The sequence below is a fragment of the Demequina zhanjiangensis genome (genome assembly GCF_030418315.1).
Taxonomy (GTDB): domain Bacteria; phylum Actinomycetota; class Actinomycetes; order Actinomycetales; family Demequinaceae; genus Demequina; species Demequina zhanjiangensis.
This window is the reverse complement of record NZ_JAUHPV010000003.1, coordinates 39,773-56,547: the sequence shown is the minus strand read 5'-3', so window position 1 is coordinate 56,547 and position 16,775 is coordinate 39,773. Positions and strand designations below refer to the sequence as shown.

Annotated in this window: 19 protein-coding genes; 3 read left to right on the top strand and 16 right to left on the bottom strand. The window is 71.1% G+C overall.

The window, feature by feature from the left end; translation table 11 throughout:
• Nucleotides 1–142 precede the first annotated feature (142 nt).
• Nucleotides 143–676, bottom strand: a complete 534-nt coding sequence (locus QQX04_RS05600) for a DUF6000 family protein (RefSeq protein WP_301127066.1) — start codon at nucleotides 674–676, stop codon at nucleotides 143–145.
• Between the two features lie 378 nt (nucleotides 677–1,054).
• Here QQX04_RS05600 and QQX04_RS05595 point away from each other — a divergent pair, with 378 nt between their 5' ends.
• The gene (locus QQX04_RS05595) at nucleotides 1,055–1,666 is read left to right on the top strand and encodes a LysE family translocator (protein WP_301127064.1); all 612 of its coding nucleotides are present in this window, start codon (nucleotides 1,055–1,057) and stop codon (nucleotides 1,664–1,666) included.
• Between the two features lie 10 nt (nucleotides 1,667–1,676).
• Here QQX04_RS05595 and QQX04_RS05590 read toward each other — a convergent pair whose 3' ends face one another.
• Genes QQX04_RS05590 through QQX04_RS05520 form a run of 15 tightly spaced genes read right to left on the bottom strand, consistent with a single transcriptional unit; the run spans nucleotide 1,677 to nucleotide 14,348 of the window.
• Nucleotides 1,677–1,895, bottom strand: a complete 219-nt coding sequence (locus QQX04_RS05590) for a hypothetical protein (protein WP_301127062.1) — start codon at nucleotides 1,893–1,895, stop codon at nucleotides 1,677–1,679.
• A gap of 4 nt (nucleotides 1,896–1,899) precedes the next feature.
• The gene (locus QQX04_RS05585) at nucleotides 1,900–3,222 is read right to left on the bottom strand and encodes a flavin monoamine oxidase family protein (RefSeq protein WP_301127060.1); all 1,323 of its coding nucleotides are present in this window, start codon (nucleotides 3,220–3,222) and stop codon (nucleotides 1,900–1,902) included.
• 1 nt (nucleotide 3,223) lies between these two features.
• On the bottom strand, nucleotides 3,224–3,463 hold the full coding sequence (locus tag QQX04_RS05580; RefSeq protein WP_301127058.1) for a MoaD/ThiS family protein: 240 nt from the start codon (nucleotides 3,461–3,463) through the stop codon (nucleotides 3,224–3,226).
• Nucleotides 3,460–3,930, bottom strand: a complete 471-nt coding sequence (moaC, locus tag QQX04_RS05575) for a cyclic pyranopterin monophosphate synthase MoaC (RefSeq protein WP_301127056.1) — start codon at nucleotides 3,928–3,930, stop codon at nucleotides 3,460–3,462. The genes QQX04_RS05580 and moaC overlap by 4 nt, the downstream gene beginning before the upstream one ends.
• Nucleotides 3,927–5,093: a molybdopterin molybdotransferase MoeA gene (locus QQX04_RS05570; protein WP_301127054.1), complete on the bottom strand. Its 1,167-nt coding sequence runs from the start codon at nucleotides 5,091–5,093 to the stop codon at nucleotides 3,927–3,929. Before QQX04_RS05570 ends, moaC begins: the two co-directional genes overlap by 4 nt.
• The gene (locus QQX04_RS05565) at nucleotides 5,086–5,793 is read right to left on the bottom strand and encodes a HesA/MoeB/ThiF family protein (RefSeq protein ID WP_301127052.1); all 708 of its coding nucleotides are present in this window, start codon (nucleotides 5,791–5,793) and stop codon (nucleotides 5,086–5,088) included. The genes QQX04_RS05570 and QQX04_RS05565 overlap by 8 nt, the downstream gene beginning before the upstream one ends.
• Nucleotides 5,786–6,478, bottom strand: a complete 693-nt coding sequence (locus QQX04_RS05560; RefSeq protein WP_301127050.1) for a sirohydrochlorin chelatase — start codon at nucleotides 6,476–6,478, stop codon at nucleotides 5,786–5,788. The genes QQX04_RS05565 and QQX04_RS05560 overlap by 8 nt, the downstream gene beginning before the upstream one ends.
• Before the next feature lie 22 nt (nucleotides 6,479–6,500).
• Nucleotides 6,501–7,715 (bottom strand): uroporphyrinogen-III C-methyltransferase, encoded by a 1,215-nt coding sequence (gene cobA / locus QQX04_RS05555; protein WP_301127673.1) that lies wholly within the window; start codon nucleotides 7,713–7,715, stop codon nucleotides 6,501–6,503.
• A 2-nt stretch (nucleotides 7,716–7,717) separates the two neighbouring features.
• Entirely contained in the window at nucleotides 7,718–9,094 is a 1,377-nt protein-coding gene (locus tag QQX04_RS05550) for a glutamate-1-semialdehyde 2,1-aminomutase (RefSeq protein ID WP_301127048.1), read from the bottom strand.
• The gene (gene hemB / locus QQX04_RS05545; RefSeq protein ID WP_301127046.1) at nucleotides 9,091–10,071 is read right to left on the bottom strand and encodes a porphobilinogen synthase; all 981 of its coding nucleotides are present in this window, start codon (nucleotides 10,069–10,071) and stop codon (nucleotides 9,091–9,093) included. Before hemB ends, QQX04_RS05550 begins: the two co-directional genes overlap by 4 nt.
• Nucleotides 10,068–10,847 (bottom strand): uroporphyrinogen-III synthase, encoded by a 780-nt coding sequence (locus tag QQX04_RS05540; RefSeq protein WP_301127044.1) that lies wholly within the window; start codon nucleotides 10,845–10,847, stop codon nucleotides 10,068–10,070. Before QQX04_RS05540 ends, hemB begins: the two co-directional genes overlap by 4 nt.
• Complete coding sequence (hemC, locus tag QQX04_RS05535; protein WP_301127042.1) at nucleotides 10,844–11,761, bottom strand: hydroxymethylbilane synthase; 918 nt, start codon at nucleotides 11,759–11,761, stop codon at nucleotides 10,844–10,846. The genes QQX04_RS05540 and hemC overlap by 4 nt, the downstream gene beginning before the upstream one ends.
• A gap of 45 nt (nucleotides 11,762–11,806) precedes the next feature.
• Nucleotides 11,807–13,027 carry an MFS transporter gene (locus tag QQX04_RS05530; RefSeq protein WP_301127041.1) on the bottom strand — a complete coding sequence of 407 codons (1,221 nt, stop codon included), beginning with the start codon at nucleotides 13,025–13,027 and terminating at the stop codon, nucleotides 11,807–11,809.
• Nucleotides 13,028–13,030: 3 nt separating this feature from the next.
• Nucleotides 13,031–13,699: a metal-dependent transcriptional regulator gene (locus tag QQX04_RS05525; RefSeq protein ID WP_301127039.1), complete on the bottom strand. Its 669-nt coding sequence runs from the start codon at nucleotides 13,697–13,699 to the stop codon at nucleotides 13,031–13,033.
• 4 nt (nucleotides 13,700–13,703) lie between these two features.
• Nucleotides 13,704–14,348 (bottom strand): copper resistance CopC family protein, encoded by a 645-nt coding sequence (locus QQX04_RS05520; RefSeq protein WP_301127037.1) that lies wholly within the window; start codon nucleotides 14,346–14,348, stop codon nucleotides 13,704–13,706.
• A gap of 108 nt (nucleotides 14,349–14,456) precedes the next feature.
• Here QQX04_RS05520 and QQX04_RS05515 point away from each other — a divergent pair, with 108 nt between their 5' ends.
• Together QQX04_RS05515 and QQX04_RS05510 are read left to right on the top strand one after the other, a co-directional pair.
• Nucleotides 14,457–15,623 (top strand): glycosyltransferase family 4 protein, encoded by a 1,167-nt coding sequence (locus tag QQX04_RS05515; protein WP_301127031.1) that lies wholly within the window; start codon nucleotides 14,457–14,459, stop codon nucleotides 15,621–15,623.
• Complete coding sequence (locus tag QQX04_RS05510; protein WP_301127028.1) at nucleotides 15,623–16,756, top strand: glycosyltransferase; 1,134 nt, start codon at nucleotides 15,623–15,625, stop codon at nucleotides 16,754–16,756. The genes QQX04_RS05515 and QQX04_RS05510 overlap by 1 nt, the downstream gene beginning before the upstream one ends.
• The last annotated feature ends 19 nt before the right edge of the window (nucleotides 16,757–16,775 follow it).

Here is a 16,775-nt window from a genome sequence, read left to right as displayed (position 1 = left end):
CACGGGCTCGGGATCTCTCAGTACGAGGCCAGCCAACACATCGCCGCCTGACATCGCCTTCGAACTGCCGGTTTGCCGCCACCTCAACGAGAGGGTGGATTGGCGCGCAGCGGGCTTGCCGAGCATTGTCCCGACATGCGACTCACTGTTGACGGGGTCGGACACGCCCCGCAACCTCTACGGCGACCGCGAGCATCTGCTCGAAGTCGGCCCGAGCATCCGGTACGACGCTGATGGAGTCGATCGGACCGCCGAGGTACGCCACAGCGGCCTCCACGAACGCCGCGGCTCCACCCTGCTCGCGACGATCCTTCTCCCGGTAGCGCAGCAGTGAGGCAATCGCTCGATCAGGCACGGCGAAAGCAGCGGCCACCGCAAGCGGCAGTGCCGAATAGGCACCCTCTGACGACTCGACGCTGTCAAGCAACGCCTGATCCACCGCTTCACTCGAGCGACCGATCGCAAGCCATGCCCCCACCGCCCTTGGCCGCCAATCAGCCGACAGCAGCCCGATCACTTCGTCATCGGTGGTTTCAGCAGCGACACGGGAGAACAGGTCGAGATCGAACTGCAGCCGAGTCGCATTCTTACCCATGAGATCCCCATAGAACGGCATCACGCAGCGTTCATTGAGTTCAAACGAGACTGGATCGAGTTCATCTGAGACGGTCCCCACCGCACCATCGTATGGGCGAGCTCCGAGTCCACACGAGAGACCTCACATGATTAGGTCACCACGGGGTGGATTAACAACCAGCGGGCTTGCCGAGTCCACTCAGCTCCCGCGTGCAGAACTGACTGACGCAGCGACACGGAGTCAACAAACCCGCAGGTCCCAGAATCACGCGGGTCCGGTTCTCAGTCAGTTGTGCACGGCGAGCGCGCACCCCAGCCCTCCGCGCTCCCGCGACCGCACCAACACCCCTGGTCCGACGCCTGCTCCGGAGCCACTTCACCTCCCGCGGCACCACCTGGCGCGCGCCCCGCATCGGACACTTGCCCCATTTCGTGACACTCAGTAGCGTGCGAGGCACCTACCCGGAGGAGGCCCCTGTTGGGCATCGCGTTTCTGTTGACGACGTTGGTGGTGGTGGCCACGCCTGGCACCGGCGCCGTGTACACGATCTCGGCGGGCCTGACTCGTGGCGCCCGTGCGGGCATGATCGCGGCGTTCGGCTGCACGTTGGGCGTCGTGCCCCACATGCTGGCGGCCATCACGGGCCTCGCGGCGGTGCTGAACGCGTCGGCCGTGGCGTTCCAGACTGTGAAGTGGCTGGGCGTCGCCTATCTGCTCTATCTGGCGTGGCAGACGTGGCGCGATCGTTCGGCGATCCAGGTCGATGAGTCGAAGCGCGAGGTCTCGGCCCGCAAGGTGGTCGGCACCGCTGTGCTGATCAACCTGCTGAATCCGAAGCTGACGATCTTCTTCTTCGCGTTCCTGCCGCAGTTCGTCCCAGCGGGGGCAGCGCATGCGACGCTCGAGATGGCCTACCTGAGCCTGGTGTTCATGGCGGCGACGTTCCTGGTGTTCGCGATCTATGGCCTGTTCGCGTCGGTGATGCGCGACCAGGTGATCACGCGACCGAGGGTGATGGCGTGGATGCGCCGGACGTTCGCGGGCACGTATGTGTTGCTCGCGGGCCGCCTCGCGTTCCAGTCGCGCTGACGCCGAGCACCTACTGGCGCGGCCGGAACGCCCTGACGAGCGAGTACGCGACCAGCCCGAGCGTCGCGAGCACGATCACCGCAGACCCGACGTAGTCGACAGCGATCGGCCCGCATTCCTCACCGCCGCCTGCGGCACACGAGTACCGCGACTGCGCCATGAGGAGCGCGATTCCTACGCCGAGGAACCCCACCGCCAGACCGATGAACCTCCACTGCACCCGCGCCATCCCGCTACCTCCAGAGTCCGTCAATAGGCAGATCTTGGCCGACGATGCGGCACGCCGCGCGGTGCCCTGACATGAGGGCCGCCGTGACGGTCGCGGGGTCGTCAGTCCAGGTCGCCTCGCCCGCGAGGTGCAGTACTCCCCCGACCGGCGTCGCGAGCGCGTCGTGATCCGACGTCGACGAGCCGAGCGTCATGTACGCGTACGAGCCCCGCGAGAAGTAGTCGCCCTGCCAGTCGGTCCGGTCGACGCGCACCGGATCCGGCACATCCGCGCCATACAGCCGACGCAGCTGCGCCATGATCGACGCGGCCACCTCCTCATCGGTCCAGTTCGCCGTCTCGACGGCGGCCGGGCCAGCGGCGAACGTGAGCAGCGTCGGCATGCCGTCGAGCCCGGTGAGGTCGTACCAGGAGTGCCACCAATGGGCCTCGGGCCCGAGCTGCCGGATCGCGTACACGTCGCTGTCCCAGAACCGCTCGTCGAAGCGCAGGAACACCTTCTCGAACGCGTTCATCCTGAGCCGGGCGAGCGGTTCGGCGACCTCAGCCGGCAATGGCGGATCGAACTCGAAGGCCCCGCTCTGCAGCACACCGACCGGCACCGTCACCACCGCGTGGGTGGCCCGCACCACCCCACCGGACGACGCGACGGTCACCCCCGATTCGTCCCAGGTCACTCGTGACACGACCGCGCCGAGCCGCACGTCCAACCCCTCGGCGAGTCTCGCGGGCAGCACGTCGTACCCGTCGGGGAACACGACCTCGTCGCCTTCGATCTGGTCATCGTCGAGCCCGTGGGCCGCGAGGTCCTCGATCCATGCGCCGTACTGCTCCTCGCTGCGGTGCTCCAGGTACTCACGCACCCGCGCGGCCCGCGCCGGCTCCCAGCCGAACGACGCAAGGGCCGCGTCGGTCACGTCGCGGTACGACGCGTCGGGCGCGGACGCCTCGACGACCGCCACGAGCGCCTCGTCGACGGCGTGCACGTCTGCGGCGAACGCAGCGGCCTCCCCGGCCGAGAGGCGCTCACAGTCGGGTCCGTAGTACGCGATCGGCCTGCTATCGACCTGATACCCGCCGACGGTGAACTCCTGCATCCGCATCCCGAAGGCGCGCGCAGCCTCGGCCACGGGCGACTCGTCAATGCCATGGATCCATGAGGCGCCGCGGTCGGTGACGTACCCGTCGGACCGGTCGGTCACCACGCGCCCGCCGATGCGTCGGCGCGCCTCCAGCACGACCACGGATCTACCCGCGCGCGCCAGCAAGCGCGCGGCCGTCAGCCCCGCAACCCCTGCCCCCACGACGACGCTGTCGAAGTCGGCCATGTCATCCGCCCGCGAACGGTGGCAGCACGTCGACTGTCGCCCCGGGCGGAAGCGCCTCCCCGGGCTCGAGCAGCTCTCCGTCGGCCATCAGCGAGCATTTGGCGAGCACGGGACCGAAACCCTCGCCGAAGCGAAGGGCGAGCTCGGTGCGCAGCGCATCCTCTGTCGTGGCCGACGCGGTGGTCGCCTCGACGCCGGCGGCCTCGGCGGCGCCGGCGAACAGCCGCACGGCGACGCTCATGCGCGCACCCATTCGCCGGACCGGCCGCCGCTCTTCTTGAGCAGCTTCACCTCGCGGATGGAGGTGGCGCGGTCGAGCCCCTTGACCATGTCGACCACGTTGAGCGCGGCGACGGATGCCGCGGTGAGGGCTTCCATCTCGACGCCGGTGCGGTCGGCCGTCGAGACAGTCACCTCGATCGCGACCCCGTCGTCCTCCACGGTCAGGTCGACGGTGCAGCCGTGCACGCCGATCACGTGGGCGAGCGGCAGCAGCTCGGGCGTTCGCTTGGCAGCGGCGATCCCCGCGACGCGGGCGACGGCGAGCACGTCGCCTTTGGGCACCGCGCCGTCGCGCAGGGCGGCGACCACCGTCGCGGAGCACGAGACGAAGGCCGACGCGGTGGCGGCCCTCACCGTCGGCTGCTTCGCGGTGACGTCCACCATGCGGGCGTGCCCGGAGGAGTCGAGGTGCGTGAAGTCGGTCATGGCGTGATCCCCATGAGGCCCACAGTATCGCCGGGCAGCACCTCGGAGACGTCGGCCGCGATGACGGCGAAGGCCTCGGCCTGGGCGAGCGAGCCGATGAGGTGAGAGCCGGAGCCGCCGGCCGTCGCGGGTACGACGCGGACGCCCTCGAACCTCACCGGCATGAGCTGCGCGCGGCCGGGAGGGCAGCGCCATCCGACGCCTGCCACCGCGGTGCCGACGGCGGGCGAGGGCAACCGCAGCATCTCGCGCATCATCGGCGCGACGACCACCAGGAAGGTGGCGACGACGGAGACCGGGTTGCCGGGCATGCAGACGATCGGCACCCCTCGCCAGAGTCCGAGACCTTGTGGCTTGCCGGGCTGCATCGCCACGGGCCCGAACCAGACGCCGTGCGGCACCAGGGCCGACTTCACGACGTCGTAGGCGCCCGCGCTCACGCCGCCTGCGGTGATCAGCAGGTCGGCCTCGAGCGAGTCGAGCGCGTCCACGACGGCTTGGTCGGTATCACCCACGACCCGCACGCCTACGCATTCGCCGCCCCATTCCTCGACGAGCGCGGGGAGCGTGGTGGAGCTCGCATCGAAGATCTGGCCGGGCTCGAGGGCGGAGCCGGGAGGCCGCACCTCGTCACCCGTGATCAGCACGCCGACGCGGGGCCGCCGCACCACGGACACGTCCGGGGCGCCCGCGGCGGCGGACGCGGCCAGGTCAACGGCCCTGAGCAGTCGGGCGCCTCCCAACACCTCGTCCCCGCGATGCAGGTCCTCCCCCGCCTCGCGCACGAAGGCACCAGCGGCCGGCCAGCGGTGGATCTCCACCCGGTCGACGCCGCGATCGGTGTCCTCGACGGGCACCACGGCGTCGGCCCCGTCGGGCATGGGTGCGCCGGTCATGACGCGGGCGACCGTGCCGGCAGCCAGAGGCGCGGGCGCAATGCCCGCGGGAACGTCGGCACTCACCTCCCAGAGGCCAGGCGCGCCCTCGTTGGAGCGGACCGCGTAGCCGTCCATGGACGTCGTCCGGAAGGGCGGGGCGTCAGCAGCGGCCCGCACGGGCTCCGCGAGGGCACGGCCCAAAGCCGACGCGAGCGGCACCCGCTCCACGCCCAACGGCTCCACGAGCGCCAGTGCCTGGGCGACGTGGTCGGTGGCGCTACGCACGGGCACCCGCGCGGGACCGCAGCGGCGCCTCGCGCCAGCGTCCCGTGCGACCGTCCACGACGTTCAGAGTTCCTTCGAGCGTGCCGAGACCGAGCAGGACCGCCATCGCCTGGCCCGCCATCGCGACCCCCACGAGACCGCAGGTGACACCCACCGCGCCCTGGCCCTCGCAGCCGTCGAGCGGGTCATCGCCGCGGTCTGGGAACACGTCGTCGAGCGCGACAGCCCGGTCGAACACAGTGAGCTGACCGTGCCAGCCCTGCACAGCGCCCCAGACGAGCGGCGCACCCACGGCCGACGCAGCACGTGCGACGTCCCGCCGCGAGACCCAGCTGTCGGTCGCGTCGAGCACGACGTCGTGGTCGGCAAGCAGGTCGACCCCACCGTCCGCGAGGCGCTCGCGCACGGGAACGACCTCGCACCACGGGGACGACGCGGCCAGGGAGTCTGCGGCGGCCTCCACCTTGGGGCGCCCCACGTCGGGCGTGCCGAAGAGGATCTGACGGTGAAGGTTGGAAGTCTGCACCGAGTCGGAGTCGATGAGCGTCAGCGACCCTACGCCCGCGGCGGCGAGATACTGCGCGGCGGGGCATCCGAGACCGCCCACGCCCACGATCGCGACGCGCGCGCCTCGCAGACGCGCCTGCCCCTCATCTCCGATACCAGGGACGATGCGCTGACGAAGGAAGGGGTCAGACACCACACGCCTCACGATACCGACCCACGACGATGTCCACGAGGACACGGTGCGGCGCGAGCGGCTTCGTGACGCAGTCGGCCCCCGACTCCGCGAGCCGATCCTGGAACACTCCAGGCGCGAGCAGATACGACGCGACGGCCACCGCCCCGTCCTCGCCGAAGTCACGCGCCGTCGCGACGGCCTCCGAGACGGTCGGTGTGAAGTCAGCGGCGAAGCCCACACGCACCGGCCCGTGCCAGGCGGTGCGCAGCATCTCCGCCGTCTTCTCGGTGTCTGCCTGCGAGCGCTCGTCCGAGGATCCCGCGGGCGCAAGCACGACGGTCGCATCCTCAGGGACGCCCGCCTCAGCGAGCCTCGCCATGAGCAGCTTCACGAGCCGCGAGTCGGGCCCGAGCGCCGACGTGGCGACCACGTCGGGCCTGTCAGCGACCGCGTTCGCGATGTCGTGATACACGTGATAGCCGCCCGCCAGCAGCAGCGGGACGACGACGGCCTGAAGGCCCTCGCCCTGCTCGATCTCCGCCACGACGTCGTTCAGATCAGGGCCGTGGACGTCCACGTAGGCCTCGCGCACGTCCACGTCCGGCAGCGCGGCCCGCACCTCCTGCAGAAGCTCCCGCACGACCTCACGGCCTGCCTCGCTCCGAGTGCCATGGGCACAACCGATCAGGATCGGCGACGTCATCGGCGGACCTCCAGGTCATGCATCACGGGCGCGGAGTCGCTGCGAGAGCCGAGGCGAGAAGCTCCGGCTCAGCGACCTTGCCGATGACGATAACCGCGGGAGGTTTCACCGCCATTTCCCCGGCGATACGAACAATGTCCGAAACGGTTCCGTGCGTGACACGCTCGCGTGCGGTGGTCGCGGACTCGAGGATCGCGACGGGTGTGGAGGGGTCAGCGCCCTCCTCCAGCGCCGCCTCCACGAACGCGGGAAGGGCCGCGACTCCCATGAGGACGATGACGGTGACGCCGTGCCCGAGCGCGGCGCGCACCGCGGGCTCAGGCCCCGCGTGGCCCGACGTGATGAGCACCGAGGCGGCGATGCCGCGCTGCGTGGGCGGGATGCCGGCGAGCGCGGGCGCCGACAGCGCCGAGGTGATGCCTGGCACCACCTCGACGGGGATGTCCGCCTCGACGCACGCGTGCACCTCCTCGCCTCCCCTGCCGAACACGAAAGGGTCCCCGCCCTTGAGGCGGATGACGGTGAGGCCCTTGCGCGCGCGGTCCACGAGGATGTCGTTGATCTCGTGCTGCGGGACGGGGTGGTTGTCGGGCGACTTGCCGACGTTGATGACCTCGACCGTCTCGGGGAGCGCAGCGAGCAGTCCGGTGGCGCCCAGCCGGTCGGTGACGACCACGTCGGCCTCCGCGAGAAGGCGGGCGCCGCGCACGGTGATGAGGTCCGAGCTTCCCGGGCCGGAGCCCACCAGGACCACACGACCACGACGCCCGCGCACACGCCGCAGATCCACCTGACCCTCGTCCAGCAGCGCACCGAGGGAGTCGCGCACCCGGGCCACGCGGGACGGGTCAGGCGCCCCTTCGGAGACGACGCCGACGGCCAGGTCGCCGTGCCTCGACACGGCAGCGACGCGCGCCGACGTGGAGAAGCCGTCGGACGAGTTGACGCACCACACGCGCCGGTCGGACGCCCAGCGCGCGACCATGAGGTTCACGTCGGGGTCGTCGGTCGCAGCGATCGCGAGCCACACGCCGTCAAGGTCCTCGGGACGGACTCGACGCCGCTCCCAGCGGATGTCCCCGTGGGAGGCGAGACGCGTGACGTCGTCGCCCGCCTCAGGGCTGATGACGGTCACCCGTGCGCCCGAGTCGAGCAGCGCACGGACGCGCCGTGCGGCCACGGCGCCGCCGCCCGCGACGACGACCTCGCGGTCGGCGACGTCGAGCGACAGCAGCATGCTCACGGCTGCTTGGCCTCGCGACCGCCCCAGGTCTTCACTGCCTCGACGATCCGCGTCACGTGCTCGTCGGTGTGCGCGAGCGACACGAACCACGCCTCGTACGCGCTCGGGGGCAGCGCGATCCCGCTCGAGCGGAACGAGTGGAACATGTCGGAGTACGCGAGCGCGTCCTGGTCGGACACCTCATCGAACGTGACGGGCGCCTTGTCGAGGCCCAGGAACACGGAGAAGAGCGTGCCCGCATGCCCGACGGCGTGCGTGATGCCTGCGGCGTCGAGCTCGGCGCTAACTCCCGTCCGGAGCCGCGTCGAGATGCGGTCGAGGTGGGTGTACGCGTCGTCGTCGAGCAGGCGCATGGTGGTGAGCCCGGCGGCGACCGCCACCGGGTTACCCGACAGCGTGCCCGCCTGATAGACGGCACCGACGGGTGCGAGCTGGTCCATGAGATCGGCGCGACCTGCCACCGCTGCGACGGGAAGCCCGCCACCGATGACCTTGCCGAACGTCACGAGGTCCGGGGTCCAAGGCTCACGGCCCGCGGCGATGTCCGCGTCGCGCTCGAGTCCCCATCCTCCAGCGGGTCCGGCACGGAAGCCCGAGAGCACCTCGTCGACGATGAAGACAGCGCCCTCGTTGCGGCACAGCTCCGACACGAGACGGTGGAAGCCGGCGGGAGGCGCGACGACGCCCATGTTCGCGGGCACCGCCTCGGTGATCACGGCCGCGATGCGGGAACCGTGCTCGGCGAAGGCGTCGGTGAGCGCATCCACGTCTCCGTACGGAAGGACCATGGTGTCCTTCGCGACCGAGGCGGTCACTCCCGCCGAGTCCGGGACGCCAGACGTCGCGAGGCCCGAGCCTGCAGCGACGAGGAGGCCGTCCGAGTGGCCGTGGTAGCAGCCCGCGAACTTGATGATCACGTCGCGGCCCGTGGCGGCGCGGGCGATGCGCAGCGCGGTCATGGTCGCCTCGGTGCCCGTGGATACGAGGCGCACCTTCTGCGCGGGCTCGTAGCGCTCGCGGATCAGCTCCGCGAGCTCCACCTCGGCCTCGGTCGTCGCGCCGAAGCTGAGGCCTCGCGACGCGGCCGCGCGCACGGCGGCGACCACCTGCGGGTGGGCGTGACCGACGATGCCCGCTCCCCAGGAGTCGACAAGGTCCAGGTACTCGCGGCCGGCTCCGTCGGTGATGGTGGCGCCCTTCGCGGATGCGATCGGCAGCGGGTGGCCTCCCACACCGTTCCAGGCGCGCACGGGGCTGTTGACGCCGCCCGGCATGATGTCAGCCGCGCGCTCCTCCCACGCCTTCTCACCGCGCAGGGTGCGCAGTCCCAGGCGCTGCACCTTCGTCTTCAGGGTCGACGAGATGGGCTTCATGCGTCCTCCTTCAGCCAGGCCGCAAGATCCAGAGCGGCATAGGTGACGACGATGTCCGCGCCTGCGCGGACCATCGACGTGAGCGCCTCGAGGTGCGAGGCGCGACGGTCGATCCAGCCGTTCGCGGCGGCGGCCTCGATCTGGGCGTACTCGCCCGAGACGTGATACGCGGCCACCGGCACGGAGGACTGGGCAGCGACGTCGGCGACGACGTCGAGGTACGGGAGCGCAGGCTTCACCATGACGATGTCCGCACCCTCGGCCTCGTCGAGCGCGGCCTCAAGGGCACCCTCCCGACGGTTGGCGGGGTCCATCTGGTAGGTCCTGCGGTCTCCCTGGAGCTGGCTGTCCACGGCCTCACGGAACGGCCCGTAGAACGCCGAGGCGTACTTCGCGGCGTACGCGAGGAGCGAGACACTCTCGAAGCCCTCCTCATCGAGCGCATCGCGGATCGCGGCGACCTGGCCGTCCATCATGCCGCTGAGCCCGAGCACGTGGGCACCGGCGCGCGCCTGCGCGAGCGCCATGCGCTGATAGACGAGCACGGTCGCGTCGTTGTGCACGTTCCCGCGCGCATCGAGCACCCCGCAGTGGCCATGGTCGGTGAACTCGTCCAGGCACAGGTCGGCCATGACGACCACCTGGTCGCCCGCGGCAGCGACAGCCTCGGCGATCGCCAGGTTGAGGATGCCGTCGCTCTCGCACGCGGCGCTGCCCTCGGCATCGCGCACGGACGGGATCGCGAACAGCATGACGCCGCCGATCCCCGCCTCCGCGGCGGCCTCCACCGCGGCGCGCACCCCGCTGAGCGGAAGCTGCTCCACGCCGGGCAGCGACGTGATCGGACGCGGCGCATCCAGGTCCTCGTGCACGAACAGCGGCAGCACGAGCTGCGCGGCATGCGGACGCACCTCACGCACCAGTCGACGCATCGCAGGCGTCGTCCTCAGCCTTCGAGGCCTGCGGCTCAGGCTCATCGGTCTCCCTTCGAGGCGATCACCGACGCAAGGGCGTCCGCGATGCCGTCGTAACTCGGCGCGGCGGAGACGGCGTCCACGCGCAGTCCCGCCTGGCGGGCGGCTGCGGCCGTCGTCTCCCCGATCGCCACCATCATCGTGGATTCGGGCACCGGCGCGCACTGTGAGGCGAAGCGCTCGGCGACGGAGCCGGAGGTCAGCAGCACGGCATCGACTTCTCCAGCACGCACCTGGGCCGCGACCTCGGGCGAGGCACCGGGACCGTCGACGGTCCTGTACGCCTCGATGGAATCGACCGTCCAGCCCTTGCGCGCGATACCCCGCTCGAGCGTCGGAGCCGCCAAGTTCCCGACCGGCGCGAGCACGCGGCCCTCTCCTTCGGGGAACTCCTTCGCGATGCCAAGCGCCGTCTGGCGACCCTCGGGCACCAGGGCGACCTCAAGCCCGGACTCCGCACAGATCTGCTGCGTCGCCTCCCCCACCGTCGCGACGCGCGCACGCGGCTGCGGCTCAGCGAGGGAGCGCCCGTGCGCTTCGGCGACAGCGCGCATCTGCAGGACGGCGTTGCGGCTCGTCACCGCGAGCCAGTCGTAGCGCCCGTCGCACCAGTCGAGCACCGCCTGCGTCAACGGCGCGGGGTCCTCGGGACCGTCGATGGCGATGAACTGCACCTCGTGCACCACCGCTCCCTCAGCCAGGAGGCGCTCCGCCAGCGCGCGGCGACGTTCCGTGACAGGAACGATCACGCGCACGCCCTGGAAGGACGTCGACGTCATCGTGCCCCCATCAGCCGGGCCGCACCTCGTCCCAGGAGCGCATACGCCGCTGCACGGCCGATCGACGCAGCCTCGCGCAAGGGTCCGCGCGCCATCTCGTTCAGCTGGAGGCTTCCCGAGGCGTCGGTGACTCGGAGGTGGAGCCTCAGCTCGCCGTCGGCGACCGTGGCGTAGGCGCCGACGGGCGCCGAGCAGCCCGCCTCAAGCACGGCGAGCGCCGTGCGCTCGGCGGTGACGCCCGCTCGGGTCGCGGGGTCGTCGAGCGCGTGCACGAGCTCGCGCAGCTGCGGGTCGGCGTCCTGGCGGATCTCGACGGCGAGCGCACCCTGGCCCGGCGCGGGGACCATGACGTCCACGGGAATGAGCTCGGTGGCCTCCCCGATCCTGCCGAGGCGGCTGAGGCCCGCGGCTGCCAGCACCACGCCGTCCAGGTCAGAGCCCACGCGACCCAGCCGGGTGTCCACGTTGCCGCGAATGTCCACGACCTCCAGGTCGGGGCGCGCCTTGCGCAGCTGGGCGGCGCGGCGCGGCGACCCGGTGCCGATCTTGGCGCCCTCCGGGAGCGTGAGGAGCGAGGTGCCGGTGGTGCAGAGCGCGTCGCGGACGTCCTCACGCGCGGGGATCGCGGCGATGTCGAGCTCGGGGTGCGGCTCCACGGGGATGTCCTTGAGCGAGTGCACCAGCAGATCGCAGTCGCCGGCCAGAAGGTGGTCGCGCAGCGCGTTGACGAAGACCCCGGTGGTGGAGAGGCCGACGAGCGAGGTGCGTGAGACGTCGCCGTGGGTGGTGACGATCTCCAGGACCACCTGCGCATCGATGCCTCGTTCGGCAGCGACCGCTGCGAGGGCATCGGCGACGTGCTGAGACTGCGTGGTGGCGAGCGCGCTGCCGCGGGTGCCGAGTCTCAGATGCATCCCTCTATCGTCCCACGTCCGACGACGATGCCTCGCCCTGGCCGCTCACTCGGCGTCGCGGTAGCCGGGCCCCCAGGCGACCAGCACCAGCGCGGCGATCGCACCGACGAGCGCGAGCCATGCGGGCGCGAGGAACCCGAACCCGAACGCGATCACGACGGCACCCAGGCCGGAGCCGAGCACCGTCGCGGCATTGAGCGCCGAATGTGAGAGAGCGGCACCGAGCGAAGGCGAGGAGTGGATGACGTCCATGAGCCGCGTCTGCGCCGACTGGCTGAAGACCTGCACGAAGGCGCCGAGCGAGACCAGGAAGATCACGGTGGGCCAGCCCGAGTCGCCGAACAGCCCGAGCAGGGCGAGCGAGACGACGACGCCCGAGAGCCCGACGCGCGCCGCGAGCGCAGGGCCTCGGTCGGTGAGCCTGCCTCCTGCCGTCGCACCGATCGTCATGCCGACTCCGAAGAGCACGAGAGTGACGGTCACGGCGCCGGAGGTGAAGCCGTTCGTCTCCTCGAGCAGGGGGACCATGTACGACTGGACGGCACCGAGACCGGCGAAGCCCGTGGTGATGGTGAGGATCGCCATCCAGAGCGGGCGGCCGGTGAGCGTGGACATCTCTCGCGTGAACGAGGTTCCCTTGGTTCCCGCGACGCGGGGCGTGTACGCCCAGATGAGGAGCAGCCCGCCGACGCCGACTGCGGTGACGGCCCAGTACATCCAGCGCCATCCGAACGCCTCGGATCCCCACTGCATGGCGGGGACACCGACCACGGTGGCGGCCGTGAGCCCGTACATGATGGTCGCGATCGCCATGCCGCGCCGTTCGCGGCCGACCGCCAGCATCGCGACGTAGCTGGCGGTGCCGAGGAGAGCGCCGTGCGGGAGCCCGGCGAGGAAGCGGACGACGAGCAGGCTCCACACGTCGGGAGCGATCGCAGTGAGCGCGGACGTGACGACGAAGATGCCCGACATCAGGAGCAGGAGCCTGCGGCGGCCCCATCCCGCGAGGCCGACCATGAGCAGCGGCGCGCCCACCACGACGCCGAGCGCGTACGCCATGATCGTGTAGCCGATCATGTCGACCGAGGTGTCGAGCGTGCGCACCTGATCCTGGATCACGGCGGAGGCGCCCGCCTGGCTCAGGCCGATGCCGAGCCCAGCGACGACGAACCCGGCCAGCACGGCGGCGGGGTGCGGCGATCGCGCGCTGCGCGGCAGGCGCCAGCGCGGCACCCCCGAAGGCGCGAGCGGGGGCAATGCAGTCATGGGCTACCGATTCTCGACGAGCCACAGCGCGCTGGCGCACGCGGGCGGGATGGACGACGCGTCGGCGCCGTCGATGCGGCACCTGACTGCCCCGCCGGGATCGGGGTCGAGTATCACGATACTCGCGCCGGGAACCAGTCCCAGACGCGCGCATTCGCGCAGGGCCTCGGGGTCGGAGTCGGAGACTCGGGCGACGGTCCAGGCGCCTGGTGCCGCGTCGGTGCCGCGCACCGCGTCGACCGTGCGGGCGATGCCTCCGGGCTTGGGGATCGGGTCGCCGTGCGGGTCGACGGTGGGGTGGCCGAGCATCGCGTCGAGCGCGTCGATCATCCTGTCCGAGCACGCATGCTCGAGCACCTCGGCCTCGTCGTGGACCTCGTCCCAGCCGTAGCCGAGGCTCTCCACGAGGAACGTCTCGATGATGCGGTGGCGGCGCACCATCTGCAGCGCGACCGCCGCGCCCTCGTCGGTGAGCTCGACAGTGCCGTAGCTCTCGTGCCGGGCGAGGCCGTCCGCGACGAGCCGGCGGACTCGCTGAGACACGGACGACGGGCTGATGCCAAGCCTGTCGGCGATCGCCTTGGTCGTGGCGGGCTCGCCAGTCCACTCGCCTGCGGTCCAGATGACCTTCAGATAGTCCTCGACCGACGAGGATCGGGGCTCACCTGTCACCGGCTCAGGCCTCGCCTTCGCCACGCGGCGCTTCAGCGGCGTCGTCACCTGCCGGGCCCGACGCGTCGCGCCGTCGGAGCCACACGATCACCGCGGCGGCCACGGCGACCAGGACCGCGGCGCCAGCGAAGCGCACCCAGCCGCCCGTGCGCGGCTCGTCTGCCTGGACAGCCTCCGGCGAGGCGCTGGCAGACGGCAGCTCAGCGGAGATCGGCGCCGGCTCGGCCGATGTGCTCGGGAGCGCCGCCTCAGCGGTCTCCGTCGCCTCGGCCGTGGGCTCAGCGGCGCCACCAGCGACCGTGAAGTCCACCTGGCCCTCGAGCGGGTGGCCGTCCTCGGCGACGATCCTGTACATGAGCGACCACGCGCCAGAGGCGAGCTCGGGCACGTCGGCCACGACCGTCGTCTCCGTGGGGAAGGTGGGCTCGAGCTCGACCCGCTCCTCACCCTGGACGAGCACGAGCGTCGTCCCCAGGTCGAGCACCGCACCGGTGAAGGTGAGCGTCACCTGCTCCAGGTCGGACACCTCGGCACCCTGCTCGGGATCCGTGCTCGACAGCGATGTGTGGGCCGACGCAGCCGTACCAGGCACGACGGCCGCGAGCGCGAGAAGCAGGACGAGGATCGGACGGAGAAGACGGGAACGCATACCTCCATTGTCCACGGTCCTCGCCGACACCTGCTCGTCATCCCCCGTTCACGCGCCACACAGCGGACGCACACGCATCCGACACCCAGCGGCGCGACAATGGTCCACATGAAGGTCGCTCTGGTCGCCGAGTCGTTCCTGCCGCACAACAACGGCGTGACGAACTCGCTGCTGCGCGTCATCGAGCATCTGACCCGTCGCGGGGACGAGGCGATGGTGATCGCTCCCGAGTCCCGCGGGGCGCGAGGCCCGGTGCGCTACGGGATCGCGTCCATCACGCGCCTGCCCGCGATGGGCTGGCCGGGGTATCGGGACGTGCGCGTCGCACTGTCCGGCACGGGTCGGCTGTCGCGGATCCTCGAGGACTTCAATCCTGACGTGGTGCACCTGGCGAGCCCGTTCGTGCTCGGCTGGACCGCCGTGAAGGCCTGCCACGAGCTGGGCCTGCCCACCGTCGCGGTCTATCAGACCGAGGTGCCGTCCTACGCGGACCGGTACCGCATGGGCTGGGGCGAGGGGATCCTCTGGAACCGCGTGCGCAACATCCATCAGCGCGCGGACCTGAACCTGGTGCCGTCCACCTACGCGATGCTGCAGTTGGAGCACCTGGGCGTGGACCACCTCCGTCTGTGGCCGCGAGGCGTTGACGCGGCACGCTTCAACCCCGCGAAGCGCTCCGCCTCGCTGCGAGAGCAGTGGGCGCCGCACGGCGAGATCGTCGTCGGATACGTCGGCCGGCTGGCGGCGGAGAAGCGCGTCGAGGATCTGGGCCGGCTCGCGGCGATCCCCGGGATCCGCGTCGTGATCGTGGGCGAGGGCCCGTCGCGAGCCAAGCTGGAAGCCATGCTCCCCGACGCGGTCTTCACCGGATTCCTGTCAGGCGAGGAGCTCGCGGAGGCGACCGCGTCCTTCGACCTGTTCGTCCACTGCGGCGAGCTGGAGACCTTCTGCCAGACCATCCAGGAGGCGCTCGCGTCCGGCGTTCCCGTCGTCGCCCCCCGGCGCGGCGGGCCGATCGACCTGGTGGACCACGGCGAGACCGGCTACCTCTACACGCCCGGCCAGCTCGACGAGATGGTCGGCTACGTGCGCGAACTGGTCCAGAACGACGAGCAGCGCGCCAGGTTCGGCAACCACGCGCGGGTCTCCGTCGAGGGGCGCACCTGGGAGAAGGTCTGCGACAGCCTCATGGATCTGTACGCCGAGGCCGTGCGCATGCACACCTCGCTCCCCCACCGTCCGTGGGACTGGGAGGACGAGGAGGTGCTGCGCTGATGCGCATCGCGCACATCGCCAACTTCTACGGACCCACGTCCGGAGGCCTGCGCACCGCGATGCACGCCCTGGGCAAGGGCTATGTGGAGCACGGGCACAAGGTGCTCCTGGTGGTCCCGGGCGCTGAGGACACGGATGAGCTCACCGAGTTCGGCCGACGCATCACTCTGCGCAGCCCCGTCCTCCCGCTCAGCGGCGGATACAGGATGATCTCCCGCCTGCGCGAGCTGCGCGGAGTGCTGCGCGGGTTCCGACCAGACGTGCTCGAGGTCTCTGACAGGACGACGCTGCGCTCGCTCGGCGGTTGGGCGGCCTCGCAGGGTGTGCCCTCGGTCTTCTTCTCCCATGAGCGGGCCGACGGCATCCTCGCCGCCAACCTTCCCGATGCGCTGGGCGAACGCCTGCCGCTTGAGGCGATGGCCGACTGGCACAACCGAGGTACCGCGCGCAGGTTCACGACCATCGTCTCCACCACCGACTTCGCGGCGCAGGAGTTCGACCGCATCGGCGTACCGGTGGAGCGCGTGCCGCTCGGCGTGGACTTGGAGACCTTCCAGCCCGCGCGCCGCGACGACGCCGTGCGTGCCGAGCTCGCCGCCCCCGACGAGTCGCTGATCCTCATGGCCTCGCGGCTGTCCTCGGAGAAGCGGCCCGAGCTCGCGATCGACGCGGTCAGGATCCTCGCGGACCGAGGTACCAGGCTGAGGCTCGTCTGCGCCGGCTCCGGCGCCCTGGCGGAGCAGATGCGCGCGCGAGCCGAGGGAGCCCCGATCGACTTCCTCGGCTTCGTCTCGGGCCGCGAGCGCTTCGCGACTCTGCTCGCGAGCGCCGACCTGGTGGTCGCACCCGGTCCGATCGAGACCTTCGGGCTCGCAGCCCTTGAGGCGCTCGCGTCAGGCACCCCCGTGGTGGTGAACGCCGCGTCGGCGCTGCCCGAGGTGGTCGCCGACGCAGGCATCGCCGCGCGCGGCACCGCCGAGGACTTCGCGGATGCGATCGAGGCGACGCTCGCGCGCCCCGTCTCGGAACGTCGAGACGCGGCGAGGGCCCGCGCCGAGCAGATGCCCTGGTCCGTGACCGTGGAGCGGATGCTCGAGATCCATCGAGGCGCGAGGGAACGGATCGCAGGCTGAGCCGCAGCCACGACGATCG

Coding starts and splice junctions, on each gene's coding strand:
- QQX04_RS05530 (WP_301127041.1), bottom strand. CDS start 13,027: ATGACTGCATTGCCCCCGCTCGCGCCTTCGGGGGTGCCGCGCTGGCGC.
- QQX04_RS05510 (WP_301127028.1), top strand. CDS start 15,623: ATGCGCATCGCGCACATCGCCAACTTCTACGGACCCACGTCCGGAGGC.
- QQX04_RS05540 (WP_301127044.1), bottom strand. CDS start 10,847: ATGACGTCGACGTCCTTCCAGGGCGTGCGCGTGATCGTTCCTGTCACG.
- cobA (WP_301127673.1), bottom strand. CDS start 7,715: ATGCTGCTGTCGCTCGACGTCGCCGACCGCGAGGTCGTCGTCGCGGGC.
- hemC (WP_301127042.1), bottom strand. CDS start 11,761: ATGCATCTGAGACTCGGCACCCGCGGCAGCGCGCTCGCCACCACGCAG.
- QQX04_RS05580 (WP_301127058.1), bottom strand. CDS start 3,463: ATGAGCGTCGCCGTGCGGCTGTTCGCCGGCGCCGCCGAGGCCGCCGGC.
- QQX04_RS05550 (WP_301127048.1), bottom strand. CDS start 9,094: ATGAAGCCCATCTCGTCGACCCTGAAGACGAAGGTGCAGCGCCTGGGA.
- moaC (WP_301127056.1), bottom strand. CDS start 3,930: ATGACCGACTTCACGCACCTCGACTCCTCCGGGCACGCCCGCATGGTG.
- QQX04_RS05585 (WP_301127060.1), bottom strand. CDS start 3,222: ATGGCCGACTTCGACAGCGTCGTCGTGGGGGCAGGGGTTGCGGGGCTG.
- QQX04_RS05520 (WP_301127037.1), bottom strand. CDS start 14,348: ATGCGTTCCCGTCTTCTCCGTCCGATCCTCGTCCTGCTTCTCGCGCTC.
- hemB (WP_301127046.1), bottom strand. CDS start 10,071: ATGAGCCTGAGCCGCAGGCCTCGAAGGCTGAGGACGACGCCTGCGATG.
- QQX04_RS05515 (WP_301127031.1), top strand. CDS start 14,457: ATGAAGGTCGCTCTGGTCGCCGAGTCGTTCCTGCCGCACAACAACGGC.
- QQX04_RS05590 (WP_301127062.1), bottom strand. CDS start 1,895: ATGGCGCGGGTGCAGTGGAGGTTCATCGGTCTGGCGGTGGGGTTCCTC.
- QQX04_RS05560 (WP_301127050.1), bottom strand. CDS start 6,478: ATGACGTCGCCGATCCTGATCGGTTGTGCCCATGGCACTCGGAGCGAG.